Raw genomic sequence first — 19,969 nt, 5'->3', positions numbered from 1 at the left:
CGGGACCATCCCGGACACGCCACACAGGAAGGAAGACCTCCGCATGGAGATCACCGGAGACATCGCGACCATCGGCTACGGTCTCGCCACCATCGGCCCCGGTATCGGCATGGGCATCCTGGTCGGCAAGACGCAGGAGGCCGTGGCGCGCCAGCCCGAGCTGGCCGGCCCGCTCCGCATCAACATGTTCATCGGTATGGCCCTGGTCGAGGCCCTCGGTCTGATCGGCCTCGCCGCAGGCTTCGTGTTCTGATGCAGCCCACGGCCCTCGTGCGGGCGGAGGTGACGCAGAACCCGCTCCTGCCCGCCGACTACGACATCATCTGGTCGCTGGTCTGCCTCGCGATCATCGCCTTCTTCCTGGTCAAGTACGCCGTGCCGCGTCTGACCTCGATGCTCGACGAGCGCGCGGAGAAGATCGAGACCGGTCTGCAGCAGGCCGAGCGCGCCCAGCAGGCCGCGGCGGACGCCGAGGAGCGGATCGCCGCGGAGCTCGCCCAGGCGCGGCGTGACGCCGCCGAGGTGCGGGAGAAGGCGCAGGAGGAGGGCAAGGCGATCGTGGCCGAGGCCCGGAACAAGGCTCAGGTCGAGGCCGACCGTGTCACCGAGAACGCCGCGCGTCAGATCGAGGCCGACCGTCAGGCCGCCCAGATCTCGCTGCGCACCGACGTGGGGCTGCTCGCCACCGAGCTCGCCTCGCGCATCGTCGGTGAGTCGGTCAGCGACCACGCCCTGCAGTCCCGTGTGATCGACCGGTTCCTCGACGAGCTCGAGGCGCAGCCGGCCGACCGGGCAGCCGCGGCCGACCGGGAGGCGTGATGCGGGCGAGCAGCCAGGCAGCGCTCGAGCAGGCGCGGGAGCGGTGGGAGCCGGTGCTGCGCCAGGTCGGCGCGCGTGCGCACACCCTCGGTGACCAGCTCTTCGGCGTCGTCGACGTGCTCGACGGCTCCGTGGCGCTGCGCCGTGCCCTCACCGAGCCGTCCCGGGCCGGCGAGGACCGCGCCGGTCTCACCCGGGACGTGCTGACGGGCAAGGTCGACGCCGAGGTCGTGGACCTCGTCTCCGGGCTGGTGCGCGAGCGCTGGTCGGAGCCGCGCGACCTCGCCGACGCCGTCGAGATCCTGGCTGCGGACTCGATCCTGGCCGCGGCCGAGCAGGCGGGCCGCATCGAGCAGGTCGAGGCGGAGACCTACCGCCTCGAGCGCATCCTCGTGGACCAGCGCGAGCTGCGGCTCGCGCTCACGGACCACGACACCGCTCCGGAGCGTCGCGGCGAGCTGATGGAGCGGGTGCTGGCCGGCAAGGTCGCGCCCGAGACGGCCGCGCTGGCGGTCCGGGCCGCCGCGCACCCGCGCGGGCACACGCTGCCGGCGCTGCTGCGCGCGGTGGCGGACCAGGCGGCGGCGCGCCGTGAGCGACTGGTCGCCTCGGTCACCTCCGCGGTCCCCCTGACGGGGTCGCAGATCGAGCGGCTGACGCGCATCCTGGAGAGGCAGCACGGCCGGGCCGTGCAGGTGCACGTGGCGCTCGACCCGGACGTGGTCGGCGGCCTGCGCATCCAGGTCGGCGACGAGGTCGTCGACGCCACCCTGGCCTCGCGCCTGGCGGACGCCCGGCGACGGCTCGCGGGCTGACCGCCCACCGATACGAACTGACATGTAGCACCGACCGCGCCCCAGCGGTCACACAGAACGAAGGAAGAGCAGATGGCTGAGCTGACGATCCGGCCCGAGGAGATCCGGGCTGCGCTGGACAGCTTCGTGAGTTCCTACGAACCCACCCAGGCGGTGAGCGAAGAGGTCGGCCACGTCACGCTGACGGCCGACGGCATCGCGCAGGTCGAGGGCCTGCCCGGTGCGATGGCCAACGAGCTGCTGCGCTTCCAGGACGGCACGCTCGGCCTGGCGATGAACCTCGACGTCCGCGAGATCGGCGTCGTCATCCTCGGTGACTTCACCGGCATCGAGGAGGGCCAGGAGGTGCGCCGCACGGGCGAGGTGCTCTCCGTGCCGGTGGGCGAGGGCTACCTCGGCCGCGTGGTCGACCCCCTCGGCCAGCCGCTGGACGGCCTGGGCGAGATCGGCGGCGTCGAGGGCCGCCGCGCCCTCGAGCTCCAGGCGCCCGGCGTCATGGCCCGCAAGTCGGTGCACGAGCCGCTGCAGACCGGCCTCAAGGCGATCGACTCGATGATCCCGATCGGGCGCGGGCAGCGTCAGCTGATCATCGGTGACCGCCAGACCGGCAAGACCGCCCTGGCCATCGACGCGATCCTCAACCAGAAGGCCAACTGGGACTCCGGCGACCCGGCGAAGCAGGTGCGCTGCATCTACGTCGCCGTCGGCCAGAAGGGCTCGACCATCGCCTCCGTGCGCGGCACCCTCGAGCGTGCCGGCGCCCTGGAGTACACGACGATCGTCGCCGCCCCCGCCTCCGACCCGGCCGGCTTCAAGTACATCGCGCCGTACACCGGCTCGGCCATCGGCCAGCACTGGATGTACCAGGGCAAGCACGTCCTCATCGTCTTCGACGACCTGTCCAAGCAGGCCGAGGCCTACCGCGCCGTCTCCCTGCTGCTGCGCCGCCCGCCGGGCCGCGAGGCGTACCCGGGTGACGTGTTCTACCTGCACTCCCGCCTGCTCGAGCGCTGCGCGAAGCTCTCGGACGAGCTGGGCGCCGGGTCCATGACCGGGCTGCCGCTGATCGAGACCAAGGCGAACGACGTCTCGGCCTACATCCCGACCAACGTCATCTCCATCACCGACGGCCAGATCTTCCTCCAGTCGGACCTGTTCAACGCCAACCAGCGCCCCGCCGTCGACGTCGGCATCTCCGTCTCGCGCGTCGGCGGTGACGCCCAGATCAAGGCGATGAAGAAGGTCTCCGGCACGCTGAAGATCACCCTCGCCCAGTACCGGTCCATGGCGGCGTTCGCGATGTTCGCCTCCGACCTGGACCCGACGACGCGTGCGCAGCTCACCCGCGGCGAGCGCCTCATGGAGCTGCTCAAGCAGCCCCAGTACACCCCGTACCCCGTGGAGGACCAGGTCGCCTCGATCTGGGCCGGCACCAACGGCTACCTCGACGACGTCGACGTCCAGGACATCTCCCGGTTCGAGTCGGAGCTGCTCGACCATTTGCGCCGCAACACCGCCGTGCTGACCACCATCGCCGAGTCCGGCAAGCTCGAGTCCGACACCGAGGACGCGCTGCGCTCCGGGATCGAGGAGTTCCGCAAGGGCTTCCTCGACGCCGAGGGCAACCCGCTGGGCGCCGAGCCCGAGCTGGACGTGGACGAGGTCGAGGCGGAGCGTTCGCAGGAGCAGATCGTCAGCGCGAAGCGAGGCTGACGTGGCGGGCGAGCAGAGGGTCTACAAGCAGAAGATCAGGGCCACCCAGACCCTGAAGAAGATGTTCCGGGCCATGGAGCTGATCGCGGCCTCCCGCATCAGCCGGGCCCGGAAGGCGGCCCAGGGCGCGGACCCGTACACGCGCGCGCTGATCCGGGCGGTCTCCGCCGTCTCGGCGCACGCGAACCTGGACCACCCGCTCATCTCCGGACGCGCCGACACCAAGCGCGTCGCGGTGCTGGTCGTGACGTCCGACCGCGGCATGGCCGGGGCGTACTCCGCCACGGTGCTGCGCGCCACCGAGCGACTCCTCGAGGAGCTCGAGGCGAAGGGCAAGGAGCCGGTGCTCTACGTCACCGGTCGCCGCGGCGAGGGGTACTTCCGGTTCCGTGGTCGCGAGGTCGTCCGGTCCTGGACCGGCGGCTCCGACTCCCCGACGGCGGAGCGGGCGGGCGAGATCGCGGACTCGCTGCTGAGCGCCTTCCTCGCCCCCGCGGAGGAGGGCGGGGTCAGCGAGGTGCACGTGGTGTTCACCCGGTTCGTCTCGATGGTGTCCCAGGTGCCGGAGGTGCGCCGGATGCTGCCGCTCGAGGTCGTCGAGGGCGTCACGCCCGCCGGGCAGCAGCCGCTGCCCCTGTACGAGTTCGAGCCGAGCCCCGACGAGGTGCTCGACGCGCTGCTGCCGATGTACGTGCGCCGGCGCATCCACGCCCAGCTGCTGCAGGCGGCCGCCTCGGAGCTCGCGGCGCGTCAGCAGGCGATGCACACGGCCACGGACAACGCCGAGGACCTCATCCGCGACTACACACGGCTCGCGAACACGGCCCGCCAGGCCGACATCACCTCTGAGATCACTGAGATCGTCTCCGGTGCCGACGCGCTCGCGTCGAGCCGGTGAGCCCATCCACCCGACCGGGGACAAGCGAAGGAACGAAGAAATGACTGCCACTGCCACCGAATCGGCGAGGACCGGCGGGTCCAGCACCGGCCGGATCTCCCGCGTGACCGGCCCCGTCGTGGACATCGAGTTCCCGGCGGACTCCATCCCGAACATGTACAACGCCCTCACCACCGAGGTCTCCCTCGGCGACGAGGCGGGCGGCTCCTCCACCATGACGCTCGAGGTCGCGCAGCACCTGGGGGACAACCTCGTCCGCGCCATCGCGCTCAAGCCGACCGACGGCCTGGTCCGCGGCGCGAAGGTGGTCGACACCGGCTCCCCGATCTCCGTGCCGGTCGGTGACGTCACCAAGGGGCACGTGTTCAACGTGACCGGCGAGGTCCTCAACCTCAAGGAGGGCGAGCAGCTCGAGATCACCGAGCGCTGGCCCATCCACCGCGAGCCGCCGAACTTCGACCAGCTCGAGTCGCGGACCACGATGTTCGAGACCGGCATCAAGGTCATCGACCTTCTGACCCCGTACGTCCAGGGCGGGAAGATCGGCCTCTTCGGCGGTGCGGGCGTCGGCAAGACGGTCCTCATCCAGGAGATGATCCAGCGCGTGGCGCAGGACCACGGCGGTGTGTCCGTGTTCGCCGGCGTCGGCGAGCGCACCCGTGAGGGCAACGACCTCATCGTCGAGATGGAGGAGGCCGGCGTCTTCGACAAGACCGCGCTGGTCTTCGGCCAGATGGACGAGCCGCCGGGCGTGCGTCTGCGCGTGGCGCTGTCCGCGCTGACGATGGCGGAGTACTTCCGCGACGTGCAGAAGCAGGACGTGCTGCTGTTCATCGACAACATCTTCCGCTTCACCCAGGCCGGTTCCGAGGTCTCCACGCTGCTGGGGCGCATGCCCTCCGCGGTGGGCTACCAGCCGAACCTCGCCGACGAGATGGGCCAGCTGCAGGAGCGCATCACCTCCGTGCGGGGCCACTCCATCACGTCGCTCCAGGCGATCTACGTGCCCGCCGACGACTACACGGACCCGGCGCCGGCCACGACGTTCGCGCACCTGGACGCCACGACCGAGCTCTCGCGTGACATCGCCTCGCGCGGTCTCTACCCCGCGGTGGACCCGCTGGCCTCCACCTCGCGCATCCTCGACCCGCAGTACGTGGGCCAGGAGCACTACGACGTGGCGACCCGCGTGAAGTCGATCCTGCAGAAGAACAAGGAGCTGCAGGACATCATCGCCATCCTCGGTGTCGACGAGCTGTCGGAGGAGGACAAGGTCACCGTCGCGCGGGCACGGCGCATCGAGCAGTTCCTCTCGCAGAACACCTACATGGCGGAGAAGTTCACCGGCGTGTCGGGCTCGACCGTGCCGGTGAGCGAGACCGTCGAGGCGTTCAAGAAGATCGCCGACGGCGAGTTCGACCACGTCCCGGAGCAGGCCTTCTTCAACATCGGCGGCCTCGAGGACCTCGAGCGCGCCTGGTCGAAGATCCAGTCCGAGCTGCGCTGACGCTCACCACCTACGAGGAGGTCGCCACTGTGGCGATGAATGTGGACGTCGTCTCGACGACCGCCGCGCTGTGGAGCGGCGAGTCGACCAGCGTGGTCGTCCCCGCCGCCAACGGCGACCTGGGGATCCTCCCGGGTCGCCAGCCGGTGCTCGCCGTGCTGCGCCCCGGCAAGGTGCGCATCACGCCCACGAGCGGCTCCGTCGTCGAGATCGAGGTGTACTCGGGCGGGTTCGTCTCCGTGGACGAGGATGCCGTGACCGTCGTGCTCGAGCCGGCCCGCACGGGTACCGAGAGCGACCGGTAGGCCGCATTGACGTGGGCGGGGACGGCCGGGGCTGCCTTGGTGGTCCTCGCCCTCGTCGCGCTCGTGGTGCTGGTGCTCTTCGCGGTGCGCGTGCGCCGGCTGGGGCGCCGCATCGGGTCGTTCGAGTGCGCGCTGCGGCCGGTCGGGCGGCGCGACTGGACGAGCGGCATCGCCGTCTTCGGCGTGGGACGGGTGGACTGGTACCGGCTCGTCTCGCTGTCCCTGCGTCCCAGCCGCACGTTCGAGCGCGAGCACCTCGAGGTCCTCGCCCGCACGCACCGGGCCGCCGGCGGCCGTGACCAGGTCACCGAGGTCCGGTGCTGCGCCCACGGCGAGGAGGTCGACCTCGCCATGCGCCGCTCGTCCCTCGCCGGCCTGGTGAGCTGGCTGGAGTCGGCCCCGCCCCGCGGGGAGCCGCTCGTCTGAGGTCCCGGGGTCGCCCGCGGAACCCCCCGTCACCGACACCGATCCCGAACCAGGAAGGCAGAGCCCTTGCGCGTCGTCATCGCCAGCTGCTCCGTGGACTACTCCGGGCGCCTCGACGCCCACCTGCCCCTGGCCACCCGCCTCCTCATGGTCAAGGCCGACGGGTCGGTCCTGGTGCACTCGGACGGCGGCTCCTACAAGCCGCTGAACTGGATGAGCCCGCCGTGCAAGCTCGTCGTCACCGAGCCCGAGGACCCGGAGGCGGACCAGGGCGTGCGGGAGGTGTGGACGGTCCAGAACGCGAAGAGCGACGACCGCCTCGTGGTGCGCATCTTCGAGATCGTCGCGGACCACTCCGTCGAGCTCGGCGTCGACCCCGGGCTCGTCAAGGACGGCGTGGAGGCGCACCTGCAGAAGCTGCTCGCCGAGCAGATCGACCTCCTCGGCCCCGGGCACCAGCTCGTGCGGCGCGAGTTCCCGACGGCGATCGGGCCGGTGGACATCATGGCGAAGGACCCCTCCGGAGTGTCGGTGGCGGTGGAGATCAAGCGCCGCGGGGACATCGACGGCGTGGAGCAGCTGACCCGCTACCTCGAGCTGCTCAACCGGGACCCGCTCCTCGCCCCCGTGCGCGGCGTGTTCGCGGCGCAGGAGATCAAGCCGCAGGCACGGGTGCTGGCCACGGACCGCGACATCCGCTGCGTCGTCCTCGACTACGACGCGATGCGCGGGCTCGACGACGTCGACTCGCGCCTTTTCTGAGCCTCGCCGGCCCGATTCGGGGCCGACGGCCCCCGAGGTGTTGGATGGGGGCATGACGAGCGAGTCGGTGGTGCGGGGCCGGGTGGTCACGCCGCAGGGCGTGATCGACGACGGCGCAGTCGTCCTCGAGGGGGCCTCGATCCGCTGGGTCGGGCCCGCCGTCGAGGCGCCCGGCGCACCGCCGTCCGGCCCTCCCGACGACGACGGCCGCCTCGTCCTGCCCGGCCTGGTCGACCTGCACTGCCACGGCGGCGGCGGCGCCTCCTTCCCGGACGCCGAGACCGCCGAGGACGTGCTGCGCGCCGTCCACGAGCACCGGCGGCACGGCACGACCTCCCTCGTCGCCTCCCTCGTGACGGCCGCGCCCGGCACGCTGCGGAGCCGGGTGGCCCTCCTCGCCGGCCTCGCCGACGCGGGGGAGATCGCGGGCGTGCACCTCGAGGGCCCCTTCCTCTCCGTCGTGCGCTGCGGCGCGCAGGACCCGGCGCTCATCATCGAGCCCGACCCGGCGCTCACGACCGACCTGCTCGAGCTGGGTGGCGGGCACGTGGTCACCATGACCGTCGCGCCGGAGCACGCCGGGAACCGGGACGGCGTCGCCGCTGCCCTCGTCGCCGGCGGCGCCCTGCCGTCCTGGGGACACACCGACGCCGGCCCCGGGGACACCCGCGCGGCCCTGGAGGCAGGAGCGACGCTGCTCGCCGCGGCCGACGGCGCACGCTCCGCACGGGCCACCGTCACGCACCTGTTCAACGGCATGCACCCGCTGCACCACCGCGACCCCGGCCCGATCGGGGAGTTCCTGGCCGCCGCCCGCCGGGGCGACGCCGTCGTCGAGCTGATCGCCGACGGTACCCACCTGCACCCCGAGCTGGTCCGCGAGGTCTACGAGCTCGTCGGCCGGGACAGCGTGGTGCTGGTCACCGACGCCATGGCGGCCGCCGGCATGCCCGACGGCGCCTACCGGCTCGGCTCCCAGGACGTGACGGTCGCCGGGGGAGTGGCCCGGCTGTCCGGCGGCGGGTCGATCGCCGGCGGCACGGCCCACCTGCTCGACGTCGTCCGGACCACCGTGGCCGGCGGCGTCCCCCTCGTCGACGCCGTCTACATGGCGTCCACCGGCCCGGCCCGCGTCCTCGGCGACGACGGCGTTGGCGCCCTCGAGGCCGGCCGCCGCGCCGACCTCGTCGTTACGGACGCCCAGCTGCGTCCGGTCCGCGTCGTCCGCCACGGCCAGGAGGTCACCGCATGAGCGCCCGCCACTTCCCCGAGTCCTTCGTGTGGGGCGCCGCCACCGCGGCGTACCAGATCGAGGGAGGGGTCTCGGAGGGCGGCCGCGGGCCGTCGATCTGGGACACGTTCTCCCGCACGCCGGGCCGGACGCTCGGCGGCGACACCGGCGACGTCGCCGCGGACCACTACCACCGCTGGCGCGAGGACGTCGCGCTGATGTCCGAGCTCGGGCTGGACGCCTACCGGTTCTCGATCTCGTGGCCCCGGGTGCAGCCGGGCGGCCGCGGGGACCTCAACCCCGAGGGGGTCGCGTTCTACCGCGACCTCGTCGACGCGCTGCTCGACGCCGGGATCAACCCGGTGGTCACGCTCTACCACTGGGACCTGCCGCAGGAGCTCGAGGACGCGGGCGGCTGGGCCAGCCGTGAGACCGCGTACGCCTTCGCGGACTACGCCCGCGCCGTCGCCCGCGAGCTCGGGGACCGGGTCGAGGTGTGGACCACGCTCAACGAGCCGTGGTGCTCGGCCTACCTCGGGTACGCCTCCGGGGTGCACGCGCCCGGCCGCACGGAGCCGGCCGCGGCGCTCGCCGCCGCGCACCACCTCAACCTCGCGCACGGGCTGGCCGCGACGGCGATCCGCGACGAGCTCGGCGAGGAGACGAACGTGTCGATCACGCTGAACCTCCACGTCACCCGACCCGCCGACCCCGAGCGGCCGGCGGACCTCGAGGCCGCGCACGAGGTGGACCTCGTCGGCAACCACATCTTCCTCGGCCCGCTGCTCGAGGGCACCTATCCCGTCGAGCTGCGGCAGCTGACCGCGCACGTGACCGACTGGTCCTTCGTCCGGCCCGGGGACCTGGCGCTGATCCGTCAGCGCCTCGACGTGCTCGGGGTCAACTACTACTCGACGAACTACGTGCGCCGGCGCGAGGCCGGGGAGCCGGCGGGCGGCACGGGCGGCCACGGTGCGGGGGCGGCGAGCCCCTGGGTGGGGCTCGACCGGGTCGAGTTCCTCGACCCCGCCGGCCCGCTCACCGACATGGGGTGGAACATCGAGCCCGACGGCCTCTACGAGCTCCTCACCGCGCTCGACAACGCCCACGAGGGCCTGCCCCTGATGGTCACCGAGAACGGCGCCGCGTTCCCCGACGTGGTCACCGACGACGGGCAGGTCCACGACGCCGCCCGGACCGACTACCTGCACCGTCACCTCGACGCCGTGGCCCGGGCCGTCGAGGACGGCGCCGACGTGCGGGGCTACTTCGTGTGGTCGCTGCTGGACAACTTCGAGTGGGCCTTCGGGTACGCCAAGCGGTTCGGGATCGTCCGGGTCGACTACGACACCCAGGTGCGCACGCCGAAGGACTCGGCACGCTGGTACGCCCGGGTCGCGGCCACCGGCGAGCTGCCCGAGCTGCCCGACGGCGAGCCCGCCGGCCTGGCGCCCACGGCCGGCCGGTCCGACGCCTGAGCGCCCCGACGCCTGAGCGCCCCGACGCCTGAGCCCCCGCACGCCTGAGACAATCCAGGGGTGCCGTCCTCCCGCCGCTCCCGTCGCCGCCCGTACGGCGAGGGGCACGTGCCCCTCGACCCGGAGAGGCTGCTCGGCGTCCCGCAGACGCAGCGTGGGCCGGACGGCGAGGACTACACGGTCCGCACGGTCCGCGGGTCGGACAAGGCGTACCGCTGCCCCGGGTGCGACCAGCTGATCCCGCCCGGCACCCCGCACGTGGTCGCCTGGCGCACGGAGCATCTCCTCGGCGCCCAGGCCGCGCTGGACGACCGGCGGCACTGGCACACGGCCTGCTGGCGGGCGCGGGACCGGCGGCGGCCGGCGCGCTGAGGGCGCAGGGACACATTCGGACCGATGCGGCCTGCGGAGGTCCGGCCCGCATGACATGCTCCAGGCATGAGCGCACGGCTGTCGCTGACGCGACACGGCCCCGACGACCCGATGCCCCTCGTCCTCCTGCACGCCTTCCCCCTCGACCGACGCATGTGGGACGACGTGGTCGCCGATCTCGGCGACCTGCCCGTCATCACCCTGGACGCCGCAGGTTTCGGCGACTCACCCTCGCCGCGTGAGCTCGCCGAGGCCCTGAACCGGCCCCTGAAGCCGTCCCTGTCCTCGTACGCGGACGCCGTGGCGCTGACGCTGCGGGACGCCGGGGTGGACCGCGCGGTGGTCGCGGGGCTGTCGATGGGCGGGTATGCCGCCCTCGCGCTCGCCGAGCGGCACCCCGAGCTGCTCGCCGGGATCGGGCTCCTGGACACCCGGGCGGCCGCGGACACCGACACGGTGCGCGCCCATCGCACCCACGTCGCCGAGCAGGCCGCAGGCTCCATGGGGGCCCGTGCCGTCGCGCCGATGATCGACCAGGTGCTTGGCGGCACGTCGCACGCGGAGCGCCCCGACGTCGTGGAGAAGGTGCGCGGCTGGCTGGCGGGGGCCCCGCCGTCGGGCATCGCCTGGGCCCAGCGGGCCATGGCGACGCGCCCGGACCGGCTGGCCGCCCTCGAACGGCTCGACGTGCCGGCCCTTGTGCTCCGCGGCGCCGAGGACGCCCAGAGCACGCAGGAGGACGCCGAGGCCATGGCTGCGGCGTTGCGGGACGTCGAGCTCGTCGTCGTGCCGCGCGCAGGGCACCTCAGCGCGGTGGAGCAGCCGCACGAGGTCGCCGCCGCACTTCGCCGTCTGCACGAGCGGTGCCGGCGTCCCTGAGGTTCAGCCGTCCCAGCCCGGCAGCAGGCGGGTCAGCGCGGCCGGCAGGGCGAGCGAGTCGCCGTCCTTGCCGCCCGCCCCGATGACGAGCGGCGGGTCCGACGGCGGCACGGTCGTGCCCCGGAGGCGGTCCAGCGCCGTGAGGCGTGCGGTGAGCACGTAGAACCGGCCGTCCGTCCCGACGGCGACGGTGCGGTCGCCGCGCAGGTACCAGCCGGTGAGCGGGGTACGGGCGGTGCCCCGGCCGTCGTAGCCCTGGACCCGGAGCCGCTCGGGCGCCAGCCCGGCCCGGGCGGCCGCGGCCGCGAACGCCCGGAGCATCCCGGCGGCCCGGGCGTTTTCGGCGCGTCGGCGCCGCTCCAGCATCTCGGCCCGATCCTCGGCGGCCTCGCGGCGCCGTCGCCCCCACTCGTCCATCCCCCCACCGTAGGGCCGGCACCGCGGTGGGACGCCCGCCCGTGGCGGCCTACCCTGGGCCCCATGCCGAGCAAGCTCCCCTCCGCCCGTATCCGTCCCGCCAACGTGCTCGACGCGCCGGCGATCGCGGCCGTGCACCTGAGGTGCTGGCACGAGACGTACGACGTCAAGGTGCCCGAGGACGTGTACGCCGAGAGGGCGGCCGAGGGGCCGGGCGAGTGGGAACGTGCGCTCTCGGACCCGAACGGGCCGACGACCTGGCTGGCGCAGCGCGACGGCGAGGCGGTCGGGTTCGCGCAGGCGGTCGCCCCCGGTGCGGGTCACGTCCGTCCGCTCGAGCTTCGGCTGCTCTACGTCGTGGCCGAGGAGCAGGGGCGCCGGACCGGCACCCACCTGCTCCAGCTCGCGATCGGGGACGCACCGTGCCAGCTGTGGGTGGAGGAGGGGAACACGCGTGCCCAGGGGTTCTACCGCCACCACGGCTTCGAGCTCGACGGCGAGCGGCGGGCCGTGGCGGCGGGCGGCGCGCTCACCGAGGTACGGATGCTCCGCTGACTCCACGACCCTCCGGAGCATCCGTGACCTCCGCGCACTCCCCGACCCCGCAGCATCCGTGACCTCCGCGCACTCCCCGACCCTGGAGCATCCGTGACCTCCGTGCACTCCCCGACCTCCGCCGCGGGCGTCGAGCCACCGCCGCAGGGGGTCTAGCCCCGCGCGGGAGGCCTCTTCGCGCGGGGTGACGGCGGCGGCGTCTTGGTGCGCGGTGCCTGTGCGGGGGGCGCCGGCGCGGGCGGCGTCCCCCGCGGCGGCTCCGCGGACGTCGTCTGCGGGGCGGGGGTCCCCGCCGGTGGCGCGGGCGTCGGCGATCCCGCGGGCGCCTGGGAGGCCGGCGCCCGTCCGGGCGGCGGTGGGGCGGCCTCCGGCTCGCGCACCGCGAGCAGGCCCCTCATCTCCTCGATGTAGACCGCGATCGACTCGCGCTGCCGGGTGAGCTCCTCCACCTGCCTCTGGGCCGTGGTCCGGGCCGCCTCGGCCGCCTCCTCCGCCTCGTCGCGGAGGCGGCGTGCCTCCGCGCGGGCGTCGGCCAGCGTCCGGGTCGCCTCGGCGTCGGCCTCGGTTAGCCGGGTTCGGGCCGCGGCATCGGCCTCCGTCAGCGCGCGCTCCGTGCGGTCGAGCGCCTCGGCGAGGCGCCGCTCCGCGTCCGCGGCCCGCGCCTCGGCGTCGCCGACGACCGCGGCCGCGCGAGCCACGGCCGCGTTGTGCACGTCGGTGGCCTCCTGCTCCGTGGCCGCGCGCAGCTGTGCGGTCTCCGTCTGAGCCCGGGCGCGCAGCTCGGCGACCTCCTTCTCGGCGAGCGCCTGCTTCAGCCCCAGCTCGCGGTCGAGCCCCGCGCGCCGTTCCTCGACCTCGGCGTCGACCGCAGCCTTGAGACGTGCCACCTCCCGCTGTGCGGCACCCACCAGCTCCTCGGCGCGGCGGCGGGCGTTGTCCACCGTGGTCTGCGCCGTCGCGCTCGAGCCGGCGGCGAGCTGGTCCGCCTCGCGGCGCGCGTCGGCGAGCATCGCGGCCGACTCCTGCTCCGCGCGCTCGGTGAGCGCGCGAGCCGCCTGGGCGGACCGGGTGAGGGTGCGCTCGGCGTCGGTGTTGGCCCGGGTGACCACGTCGAGCGCCTGCTCCTCCGCGGACCGCAGCAGCTGCTCGACCCGTGAGCCCAGCCCGGCGTAGGTGGGGCGTTCGGTCTCCTTCAGCCGCTGCTGGGCCTCGGAGAGCTCGCCGGAGATCTTCAGCAGACGGGAGTCGAGCGTGGCGACCTCCCGGCGGGCCTCGGCGAGCGCCGACTCCAGGACGTGCAGCCGCTGGTCCACCTGGGCGCGGTCGTACCCGCGCATGACGACCGGGAACGCCGGCCGGTCCTCGTTCGTCCGGGCCTCCTGCATGCTGCCGCCCTCTCCCTCGTCACCGGTGCCGCCGTCCACGGTAGCCCGGGGCCGGGGGAGGAGGCTCGGCGTGGTCCGGGTGAACCGGGTGAAACCGGTCGACCGCGGGCGGGGCGCGCGGCCCCGGGAGCCCGAGCCGGTGCACGGCCCCCGGCGGGATGGCATTGTGACCCACAGCACCTGCGTGGGCGTCGGGGGTGGGTGCGCCGTATTCTGGCCAGCTGACGATGCCGCCCCGGCATCCTGACGGGAGGAAGACCACCCTCGTGACTCGACGGACCATCTCCGTCGCGCTCATCGTCCTGGGTGCGATCGCCGTTCTGGCCGCGATCGCCTCCGCGACGGTGTGGCGGCCGACGGACATCGCAACGCTCTCCCTGCCGGCACGCCCGGACACGCCCGTCGTGGTGTCGGACGCCGGCGTTCTCGACGCTGTCGCCCCGGACGTCACGATCGAGGCCACGGCGGGCGGCGACGAGCCGGTGGTCCTCGCGGTCGCCCGCACGGCCGACGTCGACGCGTGGGTCGGAGACGCCGCGCACACCAGGATCACGGGACTCGCCAGCTGGGAGCAGCTGGAGGTCACCTCGGCAGAGGGCACGGCCGGGGCGACGGAGGAAGCGACTGAGGGCGCGACCGAGGCGACGGAGGAAGCGACTGAGGCGACCGAGGGCGCGACCGAGGCGCCGGCCGAGCCCGCCGCGCTGCCCGACCCCGCCGGCTCCGACCTCTGGGTCGTCGAGCAGACGGGCACCGGCAGCGCCCAGATCGAGTGGGAGGACCGCGAGGGCCGGTGGAGCCTGCTGGCAGCGACCGACGGCACCGCGCCCGCGCCGGAGGTCACGCTGACGTGGCTGGTCGAGGTCGACACCCCGTGGCTCGTGCCCGGGCTCCTTCTGGGCGGCCTGCTGCTGATCGCCGGCATCGCGCTCCTGGTGCTCGACAGCCTCGCCGGCAGGGAGCGCCGTCGTCGCGGGACCCCGGCGCCCGTCGGTGTGCGCGACACCGAGGAGACCGCGGTGCTGCCCGCGACCACGGGAGCCACCGCCGTGCTGACCCGCCGGGAGCTGCGGGAGCGCGAGCGTGCGGCGGCCCGCCGCGGACGCGGCCGGACCGGTGAGATCCCCGTGGTGACAACCACCGGCGAGATCCCCGTGACGGCCGCGGCGCGCGCCCTCGACGACGCAGGGACCGCCCGCGGAGCGGGCATCGTGCCGGCGTCCACCCGTTCCGCCGAGCTGCGGGCCGGCAGGGCCACCGAGGAGCGGCCCACGGGGCCCGCGGGCGAGGAGCCGACGGCGGCCCACGCGCCAGTTGTCGGCCCCGAGGAGCCGACGGCTGCCCACGCGCCAGCTGTCGGCCCCGAGGAGCCGACGGCTGCCCACGCGACAGCACTCGGCCCTGAGGAGCCGACCACGGCCGCGGCGCCCGGCCCCGAGAACGCCGTCGCGGCGTCCGGCGTCGCACGCGGAGCTGCGGTCGTGCCGGCGTCGGAGCACGCCGCCACCCTGCGGGCGGAGCGCGAGCCCGCCGAGGGGTTCGAGAATGCGGCCGCCCGGGAGATGCACGTCCCCGAGGGTGCCGGCTGGACCGAGGGGGAGACCGCCGACGACCCGACGGCCGTCCTGCCCACCGTGCGGTCCGACGACCACGTTGCCGAGCGCGCGAGTGAGGTGTCGCCCGAGGCGCCGGCGGCCGAGCCTGGCCGTGAGGCCCCGGCCGACGCGCCGGCGGCCGAACCTGGCGCTGACGAGCCGCCGGCGCGGGAGCTTCACGACGAGGACCGGTCCGGGCAGGGCTGGCGCTCGATGTGGGGGTTCGGCCGCGGCAGGGACCGCACCGACGAGGGGAAGGAGCAGCGATGAGCATCCGTACCGGCCGCTTCCGCGCCACCCTCGCCGGCACCGGCCTCTCGCTCGCCCTCCTGGCGGGCTGCAGCACCGAGGTGCCCCAGCCCCAGCCGGAGGCGGTCGCCGAGACGCCGCCGGCCGCGCTCGACGAGGACCGCCTCGCCCGGGTGCTCGAGGAGGTGCAGGCCACCGTCGCCGAGGCCGACGAGGCACGCGACCCTGAGCTGCTCGAGCCCCGCGTGGGCGGGCCCGCGCTCGACCTGCGTGCAGCCGAGTACAAGCTGGCCGCGGCGACCGACGGTGACTCGGCCCCGGACGCCCTCACCACGATGCCGCAGGTGGCCGCGGTGCCGGCCGCGGAGGACTTCCCGCGCCCCGCCGTGGTGATCACCCAGGTCCCGGAGGGCGCCAACCTCCCCCTGCTGCTCGTGCTCGAGCAGGCGACGGCGCGCGACCCGTACAAGATGTGGGGCTGGGTCACGCTGTTCCCCGGCATCGAGACTCCGGCGATGTCCCATCCCGACGCCGGCTCCGCCGTCGTCCCGGCCGACGCCGACACGCTCGTGGTGCCCCCCGGGGAGGTCGTCGACCGGTACGTCGACACCCTGAACAAGTCCGACAGCGAGTACGCCGAGCAGTTCGCCGAGGACCCGTTCAAGGAGTCCTCGCGCAGCACCACCACCGAGCTCGACGAGGCGATCGAGGCCGCCGGCGAGGCGACCATCTCGGCGGCCGCCGGCGACGACGGACCGATCGCCCTGGCGACGGCGGACGGCGGCGCCGTCGTCGTGGGCGAGCTGCGGTCCACCCTCACGCTGCGCAGGACGGTGCCCGGCTCCGAGCTGCGCGCCGGCGGGGCGCTCGGCGCGCTGCTGGGCGACAACACCGAGGTGCTGGGAACGGTCTCCGGCGTCTCCGACGTGCTCATGGCGTTCTACGTGCCCCCGGCCGACGCGGAGGACCAGACGATCCGCCCGCTCGGGGCGACCACCGTGCTCACCGAGGTCACCCGCGACGACGCCGCGGCGCCCGCGGAGGAGTAGTCCCGCCCGGGCCCGTCGGCGGCGTAGGGTCATCAGCATCCGCCCCGGACGAAGGAAAGTGATGAGTCAGCCCACGCCTGGAATGAACCTCTACGGCGCCGTCGACCTGTCCGCGCTGGCGTCGCCGCGACCGCCCGCCCCGAGTGCCGGCGCCACCGGCGCGACGACCGGTCAGCCGGGTGCCGCCGTCCCCGGGGAGATCGTCGTCCGGGTCACCGAGGCGACCTTCGGGGACACCGTGCAGCGCTCGACCCAGGTACCGGTGCTCGTGGACCTGTTCTCGCCCCGCTCGGGCGCCTCGGGGCAGCTCAGCCCCGTGCTCGAGAAGCTGGCGCGCGAGTACGGCGGCCGGTTCCAGCTCGCCCAGGTGGACGTCGACGCGAACCCGCAGATCGCCGCGGCCTTCCAGGTGCAGTCGGTGCCGAGCGTCGTCGCCGTCATCGGCGGGCAGCCGATCCCGCTGTTCCAGGGGGCCTACCCGGAGGAGCAGATCCGGCAGGTGCTCGACGAGGTGCTGCGCATCGCCGCCCAGAACGGCGTGACGGGCGTGATGGCCCCGACCGGTGAGCCCCAGGACGAGGAGCCGGCGGAACCGCCGCTGCCGCCGCTGCACGCCGAGGCCCTGGAGGCCATCGAGCGCGGCGACCTCGACGCCGCGGAGAGTGCCTACACGCAGGCCCTGAAGGAGAACCCCGGGGACACCGAGGCCCGCGCCGCGCTGCTGCAGGTGCAGCTGATCCGCCGCGTGGACAGCGACGACCCGGAGGAGGTGCTCACCGCAGCGGAGAGCGCGGGCCCCGGCGACGTGGCGGCCCAGCTCGCCGCGGCCGACGTCGAGGCCGCCACCGGCCGGTTCGGGGCAGCCTTCGAGCGCCTGGTCGCGGCGGTGCGCGCCACCGCGGGCGACGAGCGGGAGCAGGCCCGGCTGCGGCTGCTCGAGCTGTTCGAGATCGCCGGACCGACCCACCCGGACGTCGCCCCGGCGCGCCGCGCCCTCGCCAGCGCCCTGTACTGAGCGCGCAGCGGTCGGCCGACGCCCGAAGTCCACACGGCGTTCGGCCGACGCCCCGAGCGCCATGAGCCGGTCGACGTACTGAGCCCGACCACGCGGATCGACGTACCGAGCGCGACCGGGCGGGCACCTGGTTCAGACGCGAGATCGAGGTACTGGTTCCGGTGCGAACCAGTACCTCGACCTCGTCAGTCCCACCGGGTGCTCGAGCTTGCCGAGACGCCCTGGGCCTCGTTCATCGCTCCCGGGCGAACCAGACGGCTCCCAGCGGGGGCACCCGCAGCGTCGCCGACGCCGGCCGGCCGTGCCAGCCCTTGTCCGTCGCCTCCACGCGACCGAGGTTCCCCACCCCGGAGCCGCCGTAGTCGGCGGCGTCGGTGTTGAGGATCTCGGTCCACGCGCCGGCCGCCGGGAAGCCCACGCGGTAGCCCTCGTGCGGCGTGCCGGCGAAGTTCACCACGCAGACCACCACGTCCTCGCCGTCCTTGCTCTTGCGCAGGTAGCTCAGGGTGTTGTGGTCGCCGTCGCCGGCCTCGATCCACTCGAACCCGGTGTGGGAGAAGTCGTCGGACCACAGCGCCGGGTGCGCGCGGTAGACCTCGTTCAGCCGTGCGACCAGGGCGGCGACGCCGGCGTGGCCGGGGTCGTCCATGTGCCACCAGTCCAGGCCCCGGCCCTCGCTCCACTCGGCCTCCTGGGCGAACTCCTGGCCCATGAACAGCAGCTGCTTGCCCGGGTGGGACCACTGGTAGGCGTACAGGGCGCGCGTCCCGGCGAGCTGCTGCCAGCGGTCCCCGGGCATCTTCGTCAGGATCGAGCCCTTGCCGTGCACGACCTCGTCGTGGCTCAGCGGGAGGACGAACTGCTCCGAGAAGGCGTAGATGAGCGAGAAGGTCAGCTCGCCGTGGTGGTACCGGCGGTTGATCGGCTCCTCCGCCAGGTAGCGGAGGGTGTCGTTCATCCAGCCCATGTTCCACTTCAGGCCGAAGCCCAGGCCGCCTGCCGACGTGGGCGCGGTGACCCCGGGGAACGCGGTGGACTCCTCGGCGATCATGACGATGCCGGGCACCCTGCGGTACGCGGTGGCGTTGGTCTCCTGCAGGAAGCTGATGGCCTCGAGGTTCTCCCGCCCGCCGCGGGCGTTGGGCCGCCACTGGCCCGGCTGCCGGGAGTAGTCGAGGTAGAGCATGGACGCCACGGCGTCCACGCGCAGACCGTCGATGTGGAACTCCTCCAGCCAGTACAGCGCGTTGGCGACGAGGAAGTTGCGCACCTCTCGCCGGCCGAAGTTGAACACGTACGTGCCCCAGTCCTGGTGCTCCCCGCGCATGGGGTCGGGGTCCTCGTAGAGCGGGGTGCCGTCGAACCGGGCGAGGGCCCAGGCGTCCTTGGGGAAGTGCGCGGGCACCCAGTCGACCAGGACGCCGATGCCGGCCTGGTGGAGGCTGTCGACGAGGTACCGGAACTCGTCCGGGGTGCCGAACCGGGCGCTGGGGGCGTAGTAGGAGGTCACCTGGTAGCCCCAGGAGCCCCCGAACGGGTGCTCGGCGACCGGCATGAGCTCCACGTGCGTGAAGCCCTGGTAGCGCACGTGCCCGATCAGCTGCTCGGCGAGCTCGCGGTAGCTGAGCCCGGGCCGCCAGGACCCGAGGTGGACCTCGTAGACGCTCATCGGCCCGGTGTGCGGGTCGGAGGCGGCGCGCCGCTCCAGCCAGTCCTCGTCGCCCCACTCGTAGGTGGACTCGTCCACCACGGACGCGGTCGACGGCGGCACCTCCGTGCGGCGGGCCATCGGGTCGGCCTTCTGGTGCCAGGAGCCGTCGTGGTACCCGATCTCGAACTTGTAGCGCTCACCGGCGCCGATGCCGGGGACGAACAGCTCCCAGACACCCGACGAGCCCAGGGAGCGCATCGACGTGCCCTGCCCGTCCCAGGAGTTGAAGTCGCCGACGACCCGCACCGCCCGGGCGTTGGGGGCCCACACGGAGAAGCTGACGCCGCGGACCTCGCCGATCTCGCCGGGGAAGTGGCGCACGTGCGCGCCCAGGGCGTTCCACAGCTCCTCGTGCCGGCCCTCGCCGATGAGGTAGCGGTCCATCTCGCCGACGGTGGGCAGGAAGCGGTAGGGGTCGTCGACCACGTGGGTCTCGTGCCCGTAGGTCACGCGGATGCGGTAGTCCGGGATCTGGTCCCCCGGCAGCAGCGCCACCCACACCCCGTCCTGCTCGTGCACGGCCTCGTAGGTCTCGTGCGCCGTGACGACGGCGACGGCGTCGGCCAGGTGCCGCACCGTGCGCACGGTGACGCCGTGGGGCCCGGGATGGGCGCCGAGCACCGAGTGGGGGTCGTGGTACCGGCCGAGGGCGACCTCGTGCAGCAGCCCCGCGTCGACCGGGACCGGGCCGCTCCTCTTCTCCGGCGCGGCCGGTCCTTCCGCCCGCGCGTCTGCGTGCTGGCCGCCGGCGGGTGCCTCAAGGGGTTCGCGATTCATGGTCCACACTC

At 73.8% G+C, this 19,969-nt stretch carries 20 protein-coding genes; 17 read left to right on the top strand and 3 right to left on the bottom strand.

Annotated elements, in window-relative coordinates; translation table 11 throughout:
• The first annotated feature begins 43 nt into the window (after positions 1-43).
• From atpE to KZX45_RS19060, 13 genes are all read left to right on the top strand, one after another.
• Positions 44-253, top strand: coding sequence for an ATP synthase F0 subunit C (gene atpE / locus KZX45_RS19120; RefSeq protein ID WP_211338682.1), 210 nt, complete (start codon positions 44-46; stop codon positions 251-253).
• Entirely contained in the window at positions 253-819 is a 567-nt protein-coding gene (locus KZX45_RS19115; RefSeq protein WP_248259346.1) for a F0F1 ATP synthase subunit B, read from the top strand. Before atpE ends, KZX45_RS19115 begins: the two co-directional genes overlap by 1 nt.
• On the top strand, positions 819-1,634 hold the full coding sequence (locus tag KZX45_RS19110; protein WP_248259345.1) for a F0F1 ATP synthase subunit delta: 816 nt from the start codon (positions 819-821) through the stop codon (positions 1,632-1,634). The genes KZX45_RS19115 and KZX45_RS19110 overlap by 1 nt, the downstream gene beginning before the upstream one ends.
• A gap of 72 nt (positions 1,635-1,706) precedes the next feature.
• Positions 1,707-3,347 (top strand): F0F1 ATP synthase subunit alpha, encoded by a 1,641-nt coding sequence (atpA, locus tag KZX45_RS19105; RefSeq protein ID WP_248259344.1) that lies wholly within the window; start codon positions 1,707-1,709, stop codon positions 3,345-3,347.
• A 1-nt stretch (position 3,348) separates the two neighbouring features.
• A complete protein-coding gene (locus KZX45_RS19100) occupies positions 3,349-4,245 on the top strand; it encodes a F0F1 ATP synthase subunit gamma (protein WP_248259343.1) in 897 nt (298 codons plus the stop codon).
• 40 nt (positions 4,246-4,285) lie between these two features.
• Complete coding sequence (gene atpD, locus KZX45_RS19095) at positions 4,286-5,752, top strand: F0F1 ATP synthase subunit beta (RefSeq protein WP_248259342.1); 1,467 nt, start codon at positions 4,286-4,288, stop codon at positions 5,750-5,752.
• Between the two features lie 35 nt (positions 5,753-5,787).
• On the top strand, positions 5,788-6,057 hold the full coding sequence (locus KZX45_RS19090) for a F0F1 ATP synthase subunit epsilon (RefSeq protein WP_248259359.1): 270 nt from the start codon (positions 5,788-5,790) through the stop codon (positions 6,055-6,057).
• A 39-nt stretch (positions 6,058-6,096) separates the two neighbouring features.
• Complete coding sequence (locus KZX45_RS19085; RefSeq protein ID WP_248259358.1) at positions 6,097-6,483, top strand: DUF2550 family protein; 387 nt, start codon at positions 6,097-6,099, stop codon at positions 6,481-6,483.
• A 66-nt stretch (positions 6,484-6,549) separates the two neighbouring features.
• Complete coding sequence (gene nucS / locus KZX45_RS19080; RefSeq protein WP_248259341.1) at positions 6,550-7,245, top strand: endonuclease NucS; 696 nt, start codon at positions 6,550-6,552, stop codon at positions 7,243-7,245.
• A gap of 52 nt (positions 7,246-7,297) precedes the next feature.
• Positions 7,298-8,497 (top strand): N-acetylglucosamine-6-phosphate deacetylase, encoded by a 1,200-nt coding sequence (nagA, locus tag KZX45_RS19075; protein ID WP_248259340.1) that lies wholly within the window; start codon positions 7,298-7,300, stop codon positions 8,495-8,497.
• A complete protein-coding gene (locus KZX45_RS19070) occupies positions 8,494-9,954 on the top strand; it encodes a GH1 family beta-glucosidase (protein ID WP_248259339.1) in 1,461 nt (486 codons plus the stop codon). Before nagA ends, KZX45_RS19070 begins: the two co-directional genes overlap by 4 nt.
• A 60-nt stretch (positions 9,955-10,014) precedes the next feature.
• Positions 10,015-10,326 (top strand): hypothetical protein, encoded by a 312-nt coding sequence (locus KZX45_RS19065; RefSeq protein ID WP_248259338.1) that lies wholly within the window; start codon positions 10,015-10,017, stop codon positions 10,324-10,326.
• Positions 10,327-10,392: 66 nt separating this feature from the next.
• A complete protein-coding gene (locus KZX45_RS19060; RefSeq protein ID WP_248259337.1) occupies positions 10,393-11,205 on the top strand; it encodes an alpha/beta fold hydrolase in 813 nt (270 codons plus the stop codon).
• Between the two features lie 3 nt (positions 11,206-11,208).
• On the opposite strand, the gene KZX45_RS19055 is transcribed toward KZX45_RS19060, so the two are convergent.
• The gene (locus tag KZX45_RS19055; protein WP_248259336.1) at positions 11,209-11,622 is read right to left on the bottom strand and encodes a hypothetical protein; all 414 of its coding nucleotides are present in this window, start codon (positions 11,620-11,622) and stop codon (positions 11,209-11,211) included.
• Positions 11,623-11,685: 63 nt separating this feature from the next.
• Here KZX45_RS19055 and KZX45_RS19050 point away from each other — a divergent pair, with 63 nt between their 5' ends.
• Entirely contained in the window at positions 11,686-12,177 is a 492-nt protein-coding gene (locus tag KZX45_RS19050) for a GNAT family N-acetyltransferase (protein ID WP_248259335.1), read from the top strand.
• A gap of 152 nt (positions 12,178-12,329) precedes the next feature.
• Here the strand turns inward: KZX45_RS19050 and KZX45_RS19045 are convergent, their stop codons facing one another.
• Positions 12,330-13,562, bottom strand: a complete 1,233-nt coding sequence (locus tag KZX45_RS19045; RefSeq protein WP_248259334.1) for a hypothetical protein — start codon at positions 13,560-13,562, stop codon at positions 12,330-12,332.
• Between the two features lie 266 nt (positions 13,563-13,828).
• Between KZX45_RS19045 and KZX45_RS19040 the strand changes: the two genes are divergently transcribed.
• The 3 genes from KZX45_RS19040 (at position 13,829) to KZX45_RS19030 (ending at position 17,470) form a co-directional block, all read left to right on the top strand.
• Positions 13,829-15,427, top strand: a complete 1,599-nt coding sequence (locus KZX45_RS19040; protein ID WP_248259333.1) for a hypothetical protein — start codon at positions 13,829-13,831, stop codon at positions 15,425-15,427.
• Positions 15,424-16,455 (top strand): hypothetical protein, encoded by a 1,032-nt coding sequence (locus KZX45_RS19035; protein WP_248259332.1) that lies wholly within the window; start codon positions 15,424-15,426, stop codon positions 16,453-16,455. The genes KZX45_RS19040 and KZX45_RS19035 overlap by 4 nt, the downstream gene beginning before the upstream one ends.
• A gap of 61 nt (positions 16,456-16,516) precedes the next feature.
• Entirely contained in the window at positions 16,517-17,470 is a 954-nt protein-coding gene (locus tag KZX45_RS19030) for a tetratricopeptide repeat protein (protein WP_248259331.1), read from the top strand.
• 232 nt (positions 17,471-17,702) lie between these two features.
• Here the strand turns inward: KZX45_RS19030 and glgB are convergent, their stop codons facing one another.
• Entirely contained in the window at positions 17,703-19,958 is a 2,256-nt protein-coding gene (gene glgB, locus KZX45_RS19025) for a 1,4-alpha-glucan branching protein GlgB (protein WP_248259330.1), read from the bottom strand.
• Positions 19,959-19,969: the final 11 nt, after the last annotated feature.

The organism is Georgenia sp. EYE_87 (genome assembly GCF_023148685.1).
GTDB lineage: Bacteria > Actinomycetota > Actinomycetes > Actinomycetales > Actinomycetaceae > Georgenia.
Note: the sequence above shows the minus strand (reverse complement) of the source record. Positions and strands in the feature narration are given on the sequence as shown.

Excerpts from the sequence above, each read along its gene's own strand:
- atpE (WP_211338682.1), top strand. The coding sequence starts at position 44 with ATGGAGATCACCGGAGACATCGCGACCATCGGCTACGGTCTCGCCACC.
- KZX45_RS19115 (WP_248259346.1), top strand. The coding sequence starts at position 253 with ATGCAGCCCACGGCCCTCGTGCGGGCGGAGGTGACGCAGAACCCGCTC.
- KZX45_RS19110 (WP_248259345.1), top strand. The coding sequence starts at position 819 with ATGCGGGCGAGCAGCCAGGCAGCGCTCGAGCAGGCGCGGGAGCGGTGG.
- atpA (WP_248259344.1), top strand. The coding sequence starts at position 1,707 with ATGGCTGAGCTGACGATCCGGCCCGAGGAGATCCGGGCTGCGCTGGAC.
- atpD (WP_248259342.1), top strand. The coding sequence starts at position 4,286 with ATGACTGCCACTGCCACCGAATCGGCGAGGACCGGCGGGTCCAGCACC.
- KZX45_RS19090 (WP_248259359.1), top strand. The coding sequence starts at position 5,788 with ATGAATGTGGACGTCGTCTCGACGACCGCCGCGCTGTGGAGCGGCGAG.
- nagA (WP_248259340.1), top strand. The coding sequence starts at position 7,298 with ATGACGAGCGAGTCGGTGGTGCGGGGCCGGGTGGTCACGCCGCAGGGC.
- KZX45_RS19070 (WP_248259339.1), top strand. The coding sequence starts at position 8,494 with ATGAGCGCCCGCCACTTCCCCGAGTCCTTCGTGTGGGGCGCCGCCACC.
- KZX45_RS19060 (WP_248259337.1), top strand. The coding sequence starts at position 10,393 with ATGAGCGCACGGCTGTCGCTGACGCGACACGGCCCCGACGACCCGATG.
- KZX45_RS19055 (WP_248259336.1), bottom strand. The coding sequence starts at position 11,622 with ATGGACGAGTGGGGGCGACGGCGCCGCGAGGCCGCCGAGGATCGGGCC.
- KZX45_RS19050 (WP_248259335.1), top strand. The coding sequence starts at position 11,686 with ATGCCGAGCAAGCTCCCCTCCGCCCGTATCCGTCCCGCCAACGTGCTC.
- KZX45_RS19045 (WP_248259334.1), bottom strand. The coding sequence starts at position 13,562 with ATGCAGGAGGCCCGGACGAACGAGGACCGGCCGGCGTTCCCGGTCGTC.
- KZX45_RS19035 (WP_248259332.1), top strand. The coding sequence starts at position 15,424 with ATGAGCATCCGTACCGGCCGCTTCCGCGCCACCCTCGCCGGCACCGGC.
- KZX45_RS19030 (WP_248259331.1), top strand. The coding sequence starts at position 16,517 with ATGAGTCAGCCCACGCCTGGAATGAACCTCTACGGCGCCGTCGACCTG.
- glgB (WP_248259330.1), bottom strand. The coding sequence starts at position 19,958 with ATGAATCGCGAACCCCTTGAGGCACCCGCCGGCGGCCAGCACGCAGAC.